14 protein-coding genes are annotated in these 13,959 nt (G+C 73.6%); 4 read left to right on the forward strand and 10 right to left on the reverse strand.

Annotated features, from left to right (window positions below; all coding sequences use genetic code 11):
- Positions 1-91: 91 nt before the first annotated feature.
- Complete coding sequence (locus FHU28_RS26250) at positions 92-967, forward strand: S66 peptidase family protein (RefSeq protein ID WP_221454532.1); 876 nt, start codon at positions 92-94, stop codon at positions 965-967.
- A 67-nt stretch (positions 968-1,034) separates the two neighbouring features.
- Here FHU28_RS26250 and FHU28_RS26255 read toward each other — a convergent pair whose 3' ends face one another.
- Positions 1,035-1,928, reverse strand: a complete 894-nt coding sequence (locus tag FHU28_RS26255) for a Vgb family protein (RefSeq protein ID WP_184687038.1) — start codon at positions 1,926-1,928, stop codon at positions 1,035-1,037.
- Positions 1,929-2,109: 181 nt separating this feature from the next.
- On the opposite strand from FHU28_RS26255, the gene FHU28_RS26260 reads away from it, so the two are divergent.
- Positions 2,110-2,610, forward strand: coding sequence for a hypothetical protein (locus FHU28_RS26260; RefSeq protein WP_184687040.1), 501 nt, complete (start codon positions 2,110-2,112; stop codon positions 2,608-2,610).
- A gap of 172 nt (positions 2,611-2,782) precedes the next feature.
- Here the strand turns inward: FHU28_RS26260 and FHU28_RS26265 are convergent, their stop codons facing one another.
- The 5 genes from FHU28_RS26265 to glnA form a co-directional block, all read right to left on the reverse strand.
- Positions 2,783-4,141 (reverse strand): M28 family peptidase, encoded by a 1,359-nt coding sequence (locus FHU28_RS26265; protein WP_260413105.1) that lies wholly within the window; start codon positions 4,139-4,141, stop codon positions 2,783-2,785.
- 375 nt (positions 4,142-4,516) lie between these two features.
- Entirely contained in the window at positions 4,517-4,882 is a 366-nt protein-coding gene (locus FHU28_RS26270; protein ID WP_184687044.1) for a VOC family protein, read from the reverse strand.
- 97 nt (positions 4,883-4,979) lie between these two features.
- Positions 4,980-5,672, reverse strand: coding sequence for a helix-turn-helix transcriptional regulator (locus FHU28_RS26275; protein ID WP_184687053.1), 693 nt, complete (start codon positions 5,670-5,672; stop codon positions 4,980-4,982).
- 32 nt (positions 5,673-5,704) lie between these two features.
- Entirely contained in the window at positions 5,705-6,130 is a 426-nt protein-coding gene (locus tag FHU28_RS26280) for a DUF350 domain-containing protein (protein ID WP_184687055.1), read from the reverse strand.
- Positions 6,131-6,207: 77 nt separating this feature from the next.
- Positions 6,208-7,557 (reverse strand): type I glutamate--ammonia ligase, encoded by a 1,350-nt coding sequence (gene glnA, locus FHU28_RS26285; protein WP_073831925.1) that lies wholly within the window; start codon positions 7,555-7,557, stop codon positions 6,208-6,210.
- 208 nt (positions 7,558-7,765) lie between these two features.
- Between glnA and FHU28_RS26290 the strand changes: the two genes are divergently transcribed.
- Positions 7,766-9,526, forward strand: a complete 1,761-nt coding sequence (locus FHU28_RS26290) for an NAD+ synthase (protein ID WP_184687057.1) — start codon at positions 7,766-7,768, stop codon at positions 9,524-9,526.
- 119 nt (positions 9,527-9,645) lie between these two features.
- The gene (gene panB, locus FHU28_RS26295; protein ID WP_184687060.1) at positions 9,646-10,491 is read left to right on the forward strand and encodes a 3-methyl-2-oxobutanoate hydroxymethyltransferase; all 846 of its coding nucleotides are present in this window, start codon (positions 9,646-9,648) and stop codon (positions 10,489-10,491) included.
- Positions 10,492-10,615: 124 nt separating this feature from the next.
- Here the strand turns inward: panB and npdG are convergent, their stop codons facing one another.
- The 4 genes from npdG to FHU28_RS26315 all read right to left on the reverse strand — a co-directional run bounded on the left by npdG (position 10,616) and on the right by FHU28_RS26315 (position 13,945).
- Positions 10,616-11,314 (reverse strand): NADPH-dependent F420 reductase, encoded by a 699-nt coding sequence (gene npdG, locus FHU28_RS26300; protein ID WP_116507680.1) that lies wholly within the window; start codon positions 11,312-11,314, stop codon positions 10,616-10,618.
- A 66-nt stretch (positions 11,315-11,380) separates the two neighbouring features.
- Entirely contained in the window at positions 11,381-12,817 is a 1,437-nt protein-coding gene (locus FHU28_RS26305; RefSeq protein WP_184687062.1) for an RNB domain-containing ribonuclease, read from the reverse strand.
- An 87-nt stretch (positions 12,818-12,904) separates the two neighbouring features.
- Positions 12,905-13,663 carry a histone gene (locus FHU28_RS26310; protein ID WP_184687064.1) on the reverse strand — a complete coding sequence of 253 codons (759 nt, stop codon included), beginning with the start codon at positions 13,661-13,663 and terminating at the stop codon, positions 12,905-12,907.
- A gap of 78 nt (positions 13,664-13,741) precedes the next feature.
- Positions 13,742-13,945 (reverse strand): hypothetical protein, encoded by a 204-nt coding sequence (locus FHU28_RS26315; RefSeq protein ID WP_018787041.1) that lies wholly within the window; start codon positions 13,943-13,945, stop codon positions 13,742-13,744.
- Between the last annotated feature and the right edge of the window lie 14 nt (positions 13,946-13,959).

The raw sequence follows: 13,959 nt of genomic DNA on the forward strand, positions 1-13,959 counted from the left end.
CCCGACAGGGCACGGTCCGGCAGGCCCTAGGCTCGCGATCGTGCCCGACGACTGCCTGCGTCCACCGGCCCTGCGTCCCGGCGACGCGGTGATGCTGGTGTCCCCGTCCGGACCGACCCGCCCCGAGCGGGTGGCCCGTGGCATCGAGCTGCTGACCGGTTGGGGGCTGCGGCCGGTGCCCGCGCCGAACGCGTACGCCAGGCGGGGTTACCTGGCCGGCGACGACGCGCTGCGGGCCGCGGACCTGAACGCCGCGTTCGCCGACCCGGAGATCCGCGGCGTGATCTGCACCCGGGGCGGCTACGGCGCGCAGCGGGTGGTCGACCTGATCGACATGGCTGCGGTACGCCGGGACCCGAAGGTGGTGGCCGGGTTCTCCGACATCACCGCGTTGCAGTTCGCGCTCTGGCGGGGCGCCCGGCTGGCCGGCGTGCACGGCCCGGGGGCCGCGTGGCGGGACGAGCGCACCCCGCTCCGCTCGGCGGAGTCGCTGCACGCCGCGCTGACCAGCGCCGAGCCGGTGACGGTGGCGGCTGTCGAGGCGGAGGAGACGTACCCGGTGCGGGTGCCCGGCCGGGCCGAGGGCCGGCTGCTCGGCGGCAACCTGTGTCTGATCACCGCGTCGATCGGCACGCCGGACATGCCCGACCTGACCGGGGCGATCCTGCTGGTCGAGGAGGTGCAGGAGCCGCCGTACAAGATCGACCGGATGCTCACGCACCTGCGTCGCTGCGGCGCGCTGGACGGCATCGCCGCTGTGGCTGTGGGCCAGTTCACCGAGTGCGCGGACGGCTGGGACACCACAGTCGTGGACGTGCTCACCGACCGCCTGGGCGACCTGGGCGTACCGGTCCTGGGCGGCCTGCCGATCGGCCACGGCCCCGGCCAGCTGACCGTCCCGGTCGGTACCCCCGCGGTTCTGGACGCCACCACCGGCACCCTCACCGTGACGTCCGCCGTCCGCTGAGGCCGAGCCCTGGCGATCATGAGGTTGGCGGCAGTTCAGAGATCCACAACTGCCGCCAACCTCATGATCAGCGCTGAGACGGGGCGAGGTGGGCGACCGCGCCGATCTCCAGTGCGGCCCAGACCGTGCCGTCGGGGGTGACCGTCAGGCCGTGGGGCTCGGACGCGGGGGTGGGCAGGGCGTGGGCGGTGTGGTTGCCGTCGGGGTCGATGTGGGCGATGCGGTTGGCGCTCCACTCGGTGAGCCAGCAGCCACCGGCCGGGTCCGCGACGATCGCGTGCGGGCGCGCCGCGCGGTCCGGCAGCGGGAACTCGCCGATCCGCCCGTCCGGCGTGATCCGCCCGACCTGCCCGGCGGCGATCTCGACGAACCAGAGCGCGCCGTCGCCGCCCCGGGTGATGCCGACCGGCCCGGCCGCCTCGGTGGGCAGCGGATGCAGCGTCACCGACCCGTCCAGGCCCACCCGGGCGATCGCGTTCGCCTGGTTGAGCGTGAGCCAGAGCGCGTCGTCCGGCCCGGCCGCGAGCATCGACGGGAAACCCTTGGCCACCGGCAGCCCGAAGGTGGTCACCTCCCCGTCGACGCTCACCCGGCCGACCGTGTCGTCGTTCATGCCGGCGTACCAGAGCGCGCCGTCCGGGCCCACCGCCAGCCCGCACGGGCCGCAGCCGGGCGGCAGCGCCACCGAGCCGGTCTCGCCGTCGACGGTGATCCGGCCGAGCCGGTCGTCGCCCGAGCGGGTGTACCAGAGCGCACCGTCCGGGCCGCCGACGATGATCAGCGGGCGGCTGCCCGGCCGGTCGTCGCGGTAGGCCCGCACCTCACCGTCGAGACCGAGCCGGGCGACGCCGCCGGAGCCGGCCAGCGTCAGCCAGAGCGCGCCGTCGGACCCGACCGTGATCGAGTACGGGCCGGAGCCCGGCCCGGTGAGCGGGATCTCGCGGATGGCAGGCTGTGTCATCGAGTGGCCCTTTCGTCGGGTTTGGTCCAGCCTTGCGGGCGCTCCCGCACCCGGCAACACGAATAATCCGGACCATCCGGGCGGGATTGCCAGCCCGCTGACAGGTTCGCCACGGGTTGCCCTCAGTTCCGGGGATCACTGTCGGTGACGTCATCGCACCACCACCGGACAGGAGAATCGCATGATCCGCACGATGTCGAAGAAGCGTCTGCTGGTCGGCCTGGCCGCCGCCGGAGTGCTCGGCGTCGGGATCGCCGCCCCGACGGTGGCGCTCGCCGACGACAAGAGCCCGAACCCGTCCTCGAGCGCCAGCAGCACCGACCAGGGTGACGACCGCCGCCAGAAGCACGCCGACCGGCAGGCCGAGTTCGCCGAGGCGCTCGCCAAGGAGCTGGGCGTCCCGGCCGACAAGGTCACCGCAGCGCTGGAGAAGCTGCACGAGCAGCGGCAGGGCGACCGCCCGGAGCGGCCGGAGCGGCCCTCGACCGAGGACCGGCAGGCCGCGTTGAAGGAGCGGCTGGACCAGGCCGTCACCGACGGCAAGCTGACCCAGGAGCAGGCCGACGCGGTGCTCAAGGCCGCCGAGGCGGGCGTGTTCCCGGGCGGCCCCGGCCACGACGGCAAGGGCGGCCCGCACGGCGAGCGCGGCGGACACGGCAAGGGCGGCCCGGACGGCAAGTGACCGCACGGCCACGCCGTATCCCGCCGGCCGGACCTGCTCGTGACCGGCGGCGGCGAGGCCCCCGCCCCGCACCAGGCGGCGGGACAGAGGCGCCGCACCGGGACTCCCCGGTGCGGCGCCTGTCGCGCCGTCCCCGTGACACCGCAGCCGGCGACACGGGTACGGCAGTGGGTCAGCGAGCGGTCGCGTACGCGGCGCAGCCGATCAGTTCGAGGGAGACCTGGAGTCGCTCGAGGCTGATGTTCTTGGCGATGGTGTCCTCCGGGGTGTGGTACGGCGGCTCCAGGAGTGCCGGGCTCGTCTCCCCGCGCCAGGAGAAGTTGGCGCTGGCGATGCCGACCTCCTGGAAGGACTGGTGGTCGCTGGAGCCGCGCTGCGTCACCGGCGACATCCGCGGGTCGTAGCCGAGGCGTACACCGGCGGCGGCCACCTCGTCGGTGGCCCGGTTGGACTGGCCGGTGAAGGACAGCAGCCAGTAGAGGGTGGCCGGGTCCCAGCTCGTGGCGACCATGTCGTTCTGGTACACCGCCAGGATGCGGTCCCGCTCGGCCTGCGGGAGCTGTCGCACGTGGTGACGCGAGCCGAGCAGGCCCTGCTCCTCCGAGCCCCACAGCGCGAACCGCAGGGTGGCGTCGACCGGGATCGCCTTCATCACCCGGGCCAGTTCGAGGCAGAGCACCGTGCCGGAACCGTCGTCGTTGGCACCGGGGGCGCCGACGACCGTGTCGTAGTGGGCGCTGACCATGACGACCGGCCCGTTCGCGCCGGACCGCCCGACCCGCTCCGCGATGACGTTGTGGGACGTCAGGTTGCGGTGTGCGGCAGTGGAGACGGTGAGCGTGAGTCGCCCGGTGGCGAGCAGAGCACGCAGCCGCTCCTTTTGCGCCTGGGCGACGCCGACCACCGGGATCGGCACCGGGGCGCCGGCCGAGCCCGGCAGGGTCGGTGAGAACGTGCTGCTGCGCCGGGGCGGCACCCCGTCGGCGGCGAGGAACACCACGGCGGCCGCGCCGCGCTCCAGCGCGGTGGCGACCAGCTGCTCGCGCCGGGCCGCCACGTAGTCGACGAGCACGATCTGGCCGGTGACGCTCGCCGGGTAGTTCTCGGGAGCGCCCGCGCCCACGTCCACCACGTCACCCTGGACGGTGGTGTCCAGCGCGGCCTGCGGGGAGGCGCCGGCCTGCCAGTTCAGGTCGGTGGGCAGGCCGGCCGGCGAGGCGAGCTGAGCGAGGAACTTGTCCGCCACCGCGAACGGCTCCAGCCGGACCTGGTAGCCGAGGCGGTCGAGCTGCTTGGCGATGTAGTCGGCGGCGCGCCGCTCCGAGGCGGTCCCGCCGATACGCGGTCCGATCTCCTCGCTGAGCACGCGCAGGTGCGCCAGGGCCCGCTCGGCCGAGACCTGAGCGATGATCTTGCGATCGTCCGACGTGAGTGCCGGCGCCCGCCGGGAGCCCGGTCGCTTGTCGTCGGCCGCCCAGGCGGGCGTGGGCAGGGCAACGGTGGCGGCGCCACCGAGAGCGATAGTCAGCATGCGGCGTCGGTTCACAGTGGATCCGATGATGTCCGTGGCGGGGGAAGAGGGGTAACCGTCGTTGGTCATACGCTTCTCCTGACTGTGCGAGTCGGGCGGTCGTCGCCCGCCCGACTCGGAGGATCTTGAACATAACCCGAGGTCGGGGGCGTATCCAAGATCCTCTCCGGTGATCGCCGGACCGACCGGCGCAGCCGGCTACCGCCCTGGCCGATCCGGACATCGACCGGTCTCTTGCCCGCCGCTGCTTCACGGTGCCGGCCGGCACGACGGTCCGGGCGGCCGCCGTCGCGACCGCCCGGACCGACGTGGCCCCGCCCCACCGACGCCGTCGTGTTCGGACGGACCGCCACGGTGTCACCGGCCGACCCGGGGTCAGCCGCCGACCGGCGGGGTGAAGACGCCGAGCAGATTGCCCGACGGGTCGCGCAACAGGGCCCGCACCAGACCAGCCGGCGTGGTCACCGGCGCCGTCACCACGGCGCCGCCGGTCGCCTCGGCCCGGCGGCAGATCTCCGCGACGTCCGCCACCTCGGCGTAGAAGATCGCGTAGTTGCCGGTGTCGGTGCCCCGGATCGCGCCGCCGATCCCCCGCTCACCGCCGGCCGCCGTCTGCCGGTACGACCCGGCCGGGCCGCCCTGCTCCTCGAAACTCCAGCCGAACAGGTCGGCGTAGAACCGCTGCGCCTCGTCCGGGCGGTCGGAGCCGATCTCGAACCAGGTCACGGGCGTGCTGGACATGCTTCCTCCTGAGGTTCGCGCCGGCGGTCGGCCGGCGTCGTCAGGATTCAGCGTGGTGCCGGGACACGACAGCGTCCTGTCGGTGTTTCCCCCCGAATCAGACCAGGGTGAGCGGGCGCACCCGGTCGACCGGCACGTCGAGGTCGCCCGGACGCCATTCCCGGGTCACCGGCTCGGCCAGCGGGCGCACCGTACGGATCCGGTCGGTGCGGAAGCAACGCACCCCGTCGCGCAGCCGGCACCAGGCGACCAGGTACCAGTGCACCGAGTTGCCCAGGTAGGCCAGCGGCTCCACGTCGCGCAGAGAATCAGCGCCGCCGCGGTCGGCGTACCCCAGGCGCAGCACCCGCCCGGCGGCGACCGCGTCGGCGACGACGGCCGGGACGGGCGAGCCCGGCCCGTCGCCCACCAGGTGCACCCGGCCGGCGAGCCGGTGCGCCTCGGCCACCGCGGCCGGCGGCATCACCGCGACCAGCTTGCGCAGCGCGGCGCCGGCCGCCGCGGCGAACGGGGAACCGCCGAGCCGGTGCAGCGCGACAGCCATCGCCACCGCCTCGGCCGCTGTCAGGTTGACCGGCGGGAGCGTGCGCGCCCGGTCGACCACATAGCCGCCGGTGCGACCCGGCTCGGCCCAGATCGGCACGCCCGCGCCCTGCAACGCGGAGATGTCCCGCTCGACGGTGCGGGTGCTGACCTCGAAGCGGCCAGCCAGCCAGCTCGCGCTGCGCGGGCGCGGCGACACCGCCCGCAGCTCCTCGACCAGGGCGTAGAGGCGGTCGGTGCGGTTCACCCCCGGAAACTAACCCCGGGGTACGACACCGCTCAGGCGATGCAGGCGCAGACGATCAGCGCGGCGCCGAAGTGGGTGGCGGCGCTGACCTTGGCGGCCGGGTGCGGCTCCTCGGCCGCGATGACGTCGCCCAGCCGGCCCGGGGTGAGCAGGTCCAGCACCACGAAGGCCAGCGCCATCACCAGCAGGCCGACCAGCCCGAAGACCACAGTGGAGGCGATCCCCTTGGTGAACGAGCTGTAGCTGGTCAGCACGGCGGTGAAGACGATGCCGGCGATGCCGAGCTGGTTCGCGGCGAGCAGCAACGCGGCGTTGCCGTTGCGGCGCACCCAGATCAGCTCCCGCAGCTTCCCCGGGGTGAGCAGATCCACGAGCAGGAACCCGGCGGCCATCAGCGCCACCCCGACGATCCCGAACACGATGCTCTGCCACGCCCCGTCGAGCAGGTCTCCCAGCACCAACGCCTCCCCGGCTCACCCGCCCGGCGAGGTGCCGGCGCGGTGCCGCAGACGATAGCGGCACCGCGCCAGGTGATCTAGAGAGACAGGTAGCGCTGCCGCTCGTACGGAGTGACCTCGCGGCGGTACTGCTCCCACTCGGCCCGCTTGTTGCGCAGGAAGAAGTCGAAGACGTGCTCGCCGAGCACCTCGGCGACCAGCTCGGAGCCGGCCATCACGTCGATCGCCTCGGCCAGGTTCTCCGGCAGCGCCTCGTAACCCATGGCGCGGCGCTCCGCGCTGCTGAGCGACCAGACGTCGTCCTCGGCGCCCGGCGGCAGCTCGTACCCCTCCTCGATGCCCTTGAGGCCGGCGCCGAGCATCACCGCGAACGCCAGGTAGGGGTTGGTCGCCGAGTCCAGCGAGCGGACCTCGACCCGGGCCGAGTTCGGCTTGCCGTACGCGGGCACCCGCACCAGCGCGGACCGGTTCAGGTGACCCCAGCAGACGTACGCGGGGCTCTCGGTGATCCGGTCCGGCAACGCCTGCGGGAACAGCCGCTTGTACGAGTTGACCCACTGGTTCGTCACCGCGGTGTACTCCCGCGCGTGGGTGAGCAGCCCGGCGATGAACGACTTGGCGACCTTCGACAGCTTCATCGGGTCACCGGCGTCGTGGAACGCGTTGCGCTCCCCCTCGAACAGCGACAGGTGGGTGTGCATGCCGTTGCCGGGCTGGTCGGTGAACGGCTTCGGCATGAAGCTGGCCTGCACGCCGGTGGAGAGCGCGACCTCCTTCACCACGTGCCGGAAGGTCATGATGTTGTCGGCGGTGGTGAGCGCGTCGGCGTAGCGCAGGTCGATCTCCTGCTGGCCGGGGGCGACCTCGTGGTGGCTGTACTCCACCGAGATGCCGATCCGCTCCAGCGCCAGCACCGCCTGGCGGCGGAAGTCCCGCGCCACGGCGTGCGTGGTGTGCTCGAAGTAGCCGCCGGTGTCCACCGGGACCGGCACCGAGCCGTCCTGCGGGCCGTTCTCCAGCAGGAAGAACTCGATCTCCGGGTGGGTGTAGAACGTGAAGCCCTTGTCGGCGGCGCGGGAGAGCATGCGGCGCAGCACGTGCCTCGGGTCGGCCCAGGACGGGCTGCCGTCGGGCAGCGAGATGTCGCAGAACATCCGGGCGCTCTCACCGCTGACGCCGCCCTCGAACGGGAAGACCTGGAACGTCGTCGGGTCCGGCATGGCGACCATGTCCGACTCGAAGACCCGGGCGAAGCCCTCGATCGCGGAGCCGTCGAAACCGATGCCCTCGTCGAAGGCCGCCTCCAGCTCCGCCGGGGCCACCGAGACGCTCTTGAGCGTGCCGAGCACATCGGTGAACCACAGCCGGACGAAACGGATGTCCCGCTCTTCCAGCGTACGGAGGACGAACTCCTGCTGACGGTCCACTTCCACCCCTCGTTACACGTACGTCCGCGCCGGCGCCGGGGCCGGCTCGGCCTGACCGCCCAGTCTCCACCGGGCTCGTTACGCCGACGTTACGCCTTCCCCGGCCGGCCGTCCCGCCGTGTCCGCCGCGCTGGGACGCGCGGGGCCGGCACGCCTGTCTGCCCCAACCGGTCGGATTCGGCCGGGACGGCTGGGGGAAGATGGGGACATGCCCACCCTGCGTCTCGCCCTGTGCCAGGTCAACCCGACGGTAGGCGACCTCGCCGGCAACGCCGGCCTGGTCCGCGAGTGGACCCGCCAGGCGGCCGGCTCCGGCGCCCAGCTCGTCCTGTTCCCCGAGCTGATGCTGACCGGCTACCCGGTCGAGGACCTGGTCTTCCGCCGCTCGTTCGTCGCCGCGTCCCGGGCCGCGCTGCACCGGCTCGCCGCCGACCTGGCCGCCGACGGCCACGGTGACCTGCCGGTGATGGTCGGCTACCTGGACGCCGACGGCCCGCCGCAGGTCAGCTCCGACGCGGAGCCGGGCCGGGGCGCCCGGAACGCGGCGGCGCTGCTGCACCGGGGCGAGGTCGTCGCCACCTACTTCAAGCACCACCTGCCCAACTACGGCGTGTTCGACGAGGACCGCTACTTCGTGCCCGGTGACACGCTCACCGTGGTGCGCGTCGGCGGGGTGGACGTGGCGCTGACCATCTGCGAGGACCTGTGGCAGGCCGGTGGGCCGTTCGCGGTGGCCCGGCAGGCCGGCGTCGGGCTGGTGCTGAGCATCAACGGCTCCCCGTACGAGCTGAACAAGGACGACGTGCGGCTGCCGCTGGTGCGCCGGCGCGCCGCCGAGGCCGGGGCCACGATCGCGTACGTGAACATGGTCGGCGGCCAGGACGAGCTGGTCTACGACGGAGACTCGATGATCGTCGCCGCGGACGGCACGCTGCTGGCCCGGGCGCCGCAGTTCGTCGAGCACCTGGTGGTGCACGACCTGGAACTGCCGGCGGCGGCGGACGCTCCCGGCGAGACCGGTGAGCCGGCCGGCGGGATGCGCGTGGTCCGCCACGAGGTCCCGGCGATCCCGCCCGCACCCGCCGGGCCGGCGGCCGACGGCGGCATCATCGAGCCGGTCGCCGACGAGGCCGAGGTGTGGCACGCGCTGGTGCTGGGCCTGCGCGACTACATCGACAAGAACCGCTTCCCCTCGGTGGTGCTCGGCCTGTCCGGCGGCATCGACTCGGCGGTGGCGGCGGCGATCGCTGTCGACGCGGTCGGCCCGGAGCGCGTCGTCGGCGTCTCGATGCCCAGCCAGCACTCCTCCGAGCACTCCCGCACCGACGCCGAGGACCTGGCGAAGCGGACCGGCCTGGACTACCGGGTCGAGCCGATCCAGCCGATGGTGGACACGTTCCTGGCGAACATGTCGCTGTCCGGGGTGGCGGTGGAGAACCTCCAGGCCCGGGTACGCGGCGTGATCCTGATGGCGTTGTCGAACCAGGAGGGCCACCTGGTGCTCACCACCGGCAACAAGAGCGAGCTGGCGGTGGGCTACTCGACGCTCTACGGCGACTCGGTGGGCGGCTACAACCCGGTCAAGGACGTCTGGAAGACGCTGGTGTGGCGGCTGGCGAAGTGGCGCAACGCCGACGCGGTACGGCGCGGACAGACGCCGCCGATCCCGGAGAACTCGATCGGCAAGCCGCCGTCGGCCGAGCTGAGCCCCGGCCAGCTCGACAGCGACACGCTGCCCGACTACGACGTGCTGGACCCGATCCTGATCGGCTACGTCGACGGTGACCTGGGCCGCGACGGCCTGGTCGAGTCCGGCCACGACCCGGCCGTCGTGGACAAGGTGCTGCGGATGGTGGATACCGCCGAGTACAAGCGACGGCAGTCCGCACCCGGCACCAAGATCTCCATGAAGGCGTTCGGGCGGGACCGGCGGCTGCCGATCACCAACCGGTGGCGCGAGGACGGCTGACCGCTCCCCCGGCCGGGGAGTGACATCCTCCACTCCGATCTGCCCGCGGGCCGTCGCCCGGTGCGACGATCGCGGGGAACCCGGGGACCGCGTGCGCGGCCTCGAGGAAGGAGATTGTCATGGTGGAGTCCACCCCGGCCGAGGTGACCGCCCTCTACGGCGGGCCGGCCACCCGGCGGGTACGCACCCGCGACCTGATCGCCGCCAAGGAGCGCGGCGAGCGCTGGGCGATGCTCACCTCGTACGACCAGTACACGGCCTCGATCTTCGACCAGGCGGGCATCCCGGTGCTGCTGGTCGGCGACTCGGCGGCGAACAACGTGTTCGGCTACGAGACCACGCTGCCGGTGACCGCCGAGGAACTGCTGCCGCTGGTCCGCGCCGTGGTACGGGCCACGAAGCAGTCGCTGGTCGTCGGCGACCTGCCGTTCGGCTCGTACGAGGAGGGCCCGGCGCAGGCGCTGCGCACCGCGGTGCGGTTCATGAAGGAGGGCGGCTGCCACGCGGTGAAGCTGGAGGGCGGGCGGCGCTGCGCCGCCCAGATCGAGGCGATCAACGGCGCCGGCATCCCGGTGATGGCGCACATCGGCTTCACCCCGCAGAGCGAACACACGCTCGGCGGCTACCGGGTGCAGGGCCGGGGCGAGGCGGCCGAGGAGGTGCTCGCCGACGCGCGGGCCGTCGCCGACGCGGGCGCGTTCGCCGTGGTGCTGGAGATGGTGCCGGGTGAGGTGGCCAAGCGGGTCACCGCCGAGTTGGCCATCCCCACCGTCGGCATCGGCGCCGGTCCGGACACCGACGGGCAGGTGCTGGTCTGGCAGGACATGGCCGGGCTGCGGACCGGCCGGGCGCCCCGTTTCGTGAAGCGCTACGCCGACCTGGCCGGCGCGCTCACCGACGCCACCCGCCGGTTCGCCGACGAGGTACGCGGCGGCGAGTTCCCCGCCGCCGAACACACCTTCTGAGGGTGTAAGGAAGGGCCCCTTCTTAACGCCTGGCGTAGAGGAGGGGCCCCTTCTTAACACGCGCCGCCGCCGCGCCGCGCCGAGCGCGCCACCCGCGCCCACGCGACGGCGCGCGGCGCGCGGTTCAGAGGTCGGTGACGCGGATGCCGGCGTGCGCCTTGTAGCGCTTGTTGATCGCGATCAGGTTGGCGGTGAACGCCTCGATCTGGTGGGCGTTGCGCAGCCGTCCGGCGTAGATGCCCCGCATGCCGGGGATCCGCGCGGCCAGCGCGGCGACCACGCCGGCCACCTCCCGGTCCTCGGTGCAGATCAGCACGTCGAGGTCGATCCGGTCGATCTGCGGGTCGGCCAGCAGCGGCGCGCTGACGTGGTTGAACGCGGCGCACACCCGGGACTCGGGCAGCAGCCCGGCGGCCTGCTGCACGGCGCTGCCCTCGGGCACGTCGAGCGCGTACGGGCCCTGCTTGTCGAAGCCGAGCGGGTTGACGCAGTCCACCACGATCTTGCCGGCCAGCGGGGCGGCGAGCGCGGCGACGGTGGCCGCGTGCCCGTCCCACGGCACCGCCACGATCACCACGTCGCTGCGCCGGGCCACGTCCTCGTTGTCGCCGCCGGAGACGACGGCGCCCTCCGGTACGCCGGGCAGGGCGGCGATCTCGGCGGCGGCCTGATTGGCCCGCTCTGCGGTGCGGGAGCCGATCAGCACGGTCTGCCCGGCGCGGGCGAACCGGTAGGCGAGACCTCGTCCCTGGTCGCCGGTGCCACCGATGATGCCGACGGTCAGCCCGGAAACGTCGGGCAGCGTGGTCGCGTCGTAAGCCATGGGCTCATCCTCGCAAAGCGAGGCCGCGTGCGGTGCATCCCGATGCTGTGACAATGGCCGCGCTGGTCACGCCCGTTCGAAGGCGACCCGGCGCTGGGCCGGGTCGGCGACGGTGAGCCGTACCCGGACGCGCTCGCCGAGCGGCAGCTCTCCGGTGCAGCGGGCGCGGACCGGCGGCTCGTCCAGCGCGATCGTGCCGCCGGGTGGACGGCCGGGCCGGCCGTTGCCCGCCGGGCGCGGTTCGTCCACGTCGAGCACCGCCGCCTCGAACGTCTCCCCCACCCGGTGCGCGAGCAGCACCGCCTCGGCCAGTTCCACGGCGCCCCGGCTGGCCGCGCCCGCGGTCCGGTCGGTAGTGGCCATCACCTCGGGCAGCTTCGGCAGCGCGGCCCGGACCTGCTCGGGCACCTCCCGGCCCTCGTGCAGCGCCAGGCAGACCTCGGTCGCGTACCGGTCGGCCAGCCGCCGCAGCGGCGCCGTGACGTGCGCGTACGCGGCGGCCACCCCGCCGTGCTCGGGCTGCTCGGGCAGGGCGCCGTCGAAGGCGGTGTACGCCGCGCCGCGCATCAGCTCGGCGGCCTGGTCGACGAAGGCGGCCACCCGGGGTTGGGAGGTGTCCAGCCCGTCGAGCACCTGACCCACTGGTGTGCCGTCCGGCCAGGGCACACCCAGCGGGCCGGCGGCCGTCCGCAGCCGCTGCACCGCCTCCGGGCGGGGGCGCGGCATGGTCCGCAGCAGCCCGATGCCGCCGGCCAGCATGATGTCGGCCGCGGCCATCCCGGTCAGCAGCGAGATCTGGGCGTTGTGCTCCTCCATCGGGCCGGGCCCGCGCAGCACCAGCCGCCACCCGTCGCCGTCGGGTTCGACGTCCTGCTCCGGCAGCGGCAGGTTGATCGCGCCCCGGCTCAGGCCACGGGCGGTGAGCAGCGCCCCGATCTCGGGCAGCAGGGCGATCGGCTCGGGCAGCCGACCGGCGTCGGCGTCGCGCTGCACGCCGCCGTAGTCGAGCTTGGCCCGGCTGCGCACGAGAGCCCGCTCCAGCGTGACCGCGACGGTGCCACCGTCGGCGTCGAGGTCGACGGTCCACAGCACCGCGGCCCGGTCGACGTCGGGCAGCAGGCTGGCCGCTCCCTCGCTGAGCGTGTGCGGGTGCAGCGGCACGTTGCCGTCGGGCAGGTAGACCGTCTGCCCCCGGCGCCACGTCTCGGCCTCCAGGTCACCGCCGAGGCGTACGTGGGTCAGGACGTCGGCTATCGCGTACCGGACGCGGTAGCCGCCACCGGGACGGCGGGCGAGGTGCATGGCCTGGTCGAGGTCGCGCGAGGTCGCCGGGTCGACGGTGACGAACGGGACGTCGGTCCGGTCGGCGACGGCCGGTGGCGGCGCGGCGGCGGCCGTGTCGGCCTCGCGCTGCGCCGCGGCCGGGAAGCTCTCGGGCAGTCCCAGCTCGCGGCGCAGCGCGCCGAAGTCGATGCGGGGCGCCAGTACGCGTCGGATCACCACGTGGTCAATCCTGACAGCGCCCCGCTCGTTCCGCCCTCCGGGGCGAGCGCCGTGTCCGCCCGGCGCCGCGCGGGAGGGCGGCGGGGGTCAGGCGCGGCGGGCCGGCGCCTTCCGGGCGGTGCTCTTGGCGGCGGTGGTCTTGCGGGCGGGCGCCTTCTTGGCCGCTGTGGTCTTCTTCGCCGCAGTGGTGGTCTTGCGCGCGGTGGTGGTCTTGCGGGCGGGCGCCTTCTTCGCCGCCGCCTTGCGCGCCGTGGGACGGGTCGAGGCGGTGGCCTTCTTCGCCGGAGCCTTCTTCGCCGCTGTGGTCTTCTTGGCGGCGGTGGTCTTCTTCGCCGCCGCGGTGACCTTCCGCGCTCCGGTCGTCTTCGTCGCCGCCGCCGTCTTCTTCGCGGTCGTCGTCTTACGGGCCGGCGCCTTCTTCGCGGTGGTGCTCTTGCGCGCGGTGACCGTCGACTTCGCCGCCGTGCTCTTGCGGGCGGCGGTGGTCTTCTTCGCCGCCGCCGTCGTCTTCTTCGCCGTCGTCTTCTTCGCGGTGGCCTTCTTGGCGGGCGCGCTCTTGGCGGCGGCCCGGCCGGCCGGCGCCGTCCGGGTGCCGGCCTTCTTCGCTGTGGTCTTCTTGGCTGTCGTCCTGGTGGTGGCCTTCGTGGCCGGGGCCCCACGGACCGCCGACACGACCTTCTTGGCGGCAGTCTTCTTCGCCACCGCCTTCTTCGCCGGCGTCCGTCCGGCGCCGGCGCCCGAGGCGTTCGGCGACGCCTTGGTGACCGTCGTCGACCTGCCCGCGGTGGTCCTCTTCGCGGTCGTCCGTTTCGCGGCCGGGCGGGTGGCCTGCTGTGCTTCGGCCATCTCGGTTCCCTTTCCTGGGGACGTGCTCCCGCCCTCGCGGAAGCACGGATCACCTCGACGCGGGCCCTCCCGCGCCGTCTAACGGCCCTCCCCGGCCCAACGGGCGTCCTCGGCGTCCCACGCGTCGTTCCGCTCCCGCACCGTCTGCAGGGCGTTGTCCGCGTCGGCGGCTGAGGCGTACGGTCCGAGAACGTGCCGGGCGGGACACACGTCGGCATCGGTCTCGACCCGGTGGTGTCGCGTGCACCAGTAGTAGTGCCCACCACTTCCGTCGTCGCTCATGCGATCACTGTGCA

This window comes from Micromonospora echinospora (assembly GCF_014203425.1).
Lineage (GTDB): Bacteria > Actinomycetota > Actinomycetes > Mycobacteriales > Micromonosporaceae > Micromonospora > Micromonospora echinospora_A.

Bases quoted from the DNA above. Each gene is read 5' to 3' on its own strand.
- FHU28_RS26250 (WP_221454532.1), top strand. From the start codon at position 92: ATGCTGGTGTCCCCGTCCGGACCGACCCGCCCCGAGCGGGTGGCCCGT.
- FHU28_RS26255 (WP_184687038.1), bottom strand. From the start codon at position 1,928: ATGACACAGCCTGCCATCCGCGAGATCCCGCTCACCGGGCCGGGCTCC.
- FHU28_RS26260 (WP_184687040.1), top strand. From the start codon at position 2,110: ATGATCCGCACGATGTCGAAGAAGCGTCTGCTGGTCGGCCTGGCCGCC.
- FHU28_RS26265 (WP_260413105.1), bottom strand. From the start codon at position 4,141: ATGCTGACTATCGCTCTCGGTGGCGCCGCCACCGTTGCCCTGCCCACG.
- FHU28_RS26270 (WP_184687044.1), bottom strand. From the start codon at position 4,882: ATGTCCAGCACGCCCGTGACCTGGTTCGAGATCGGCTCCGACCGCCCG.
- FHU28_RS26290 (WP_184687057.1), top strand. From the start codon at position 7,766: ATGCCCACCCTGCGTCTCGCCCTGTGCCAGGTCAACCCGACGGTAGGC.
- panB (WP_184687060.1), top strand. From the start codon at position 9,646: ATGGTGGAGTCCACCCCGGCCGAGGTGACCGCCCTCTACGGCGGGCCG.
- npdG (WP_116507680.1), bottom strand. From the start codon at position 11,314: ATGGCTTACGACGCGACCACGCTGCCCGACGTTTCCGGGCTGACCGTC.
- FHU28_RS26310 (WP_184687064.1), bottom strand. From the start codon at position 13,663: ATGGCCGAAGCACAGCAGGCCACCCGCCCGGCCGCGAAACGGACGACC.
- FHU28_RS26315 (WP_018787041.1), bottom strand. From the start codon at position 13,945: ATGAGCGACGACGGAAGTGGTGGGCACTACTACTGGTGCACGCGACAC.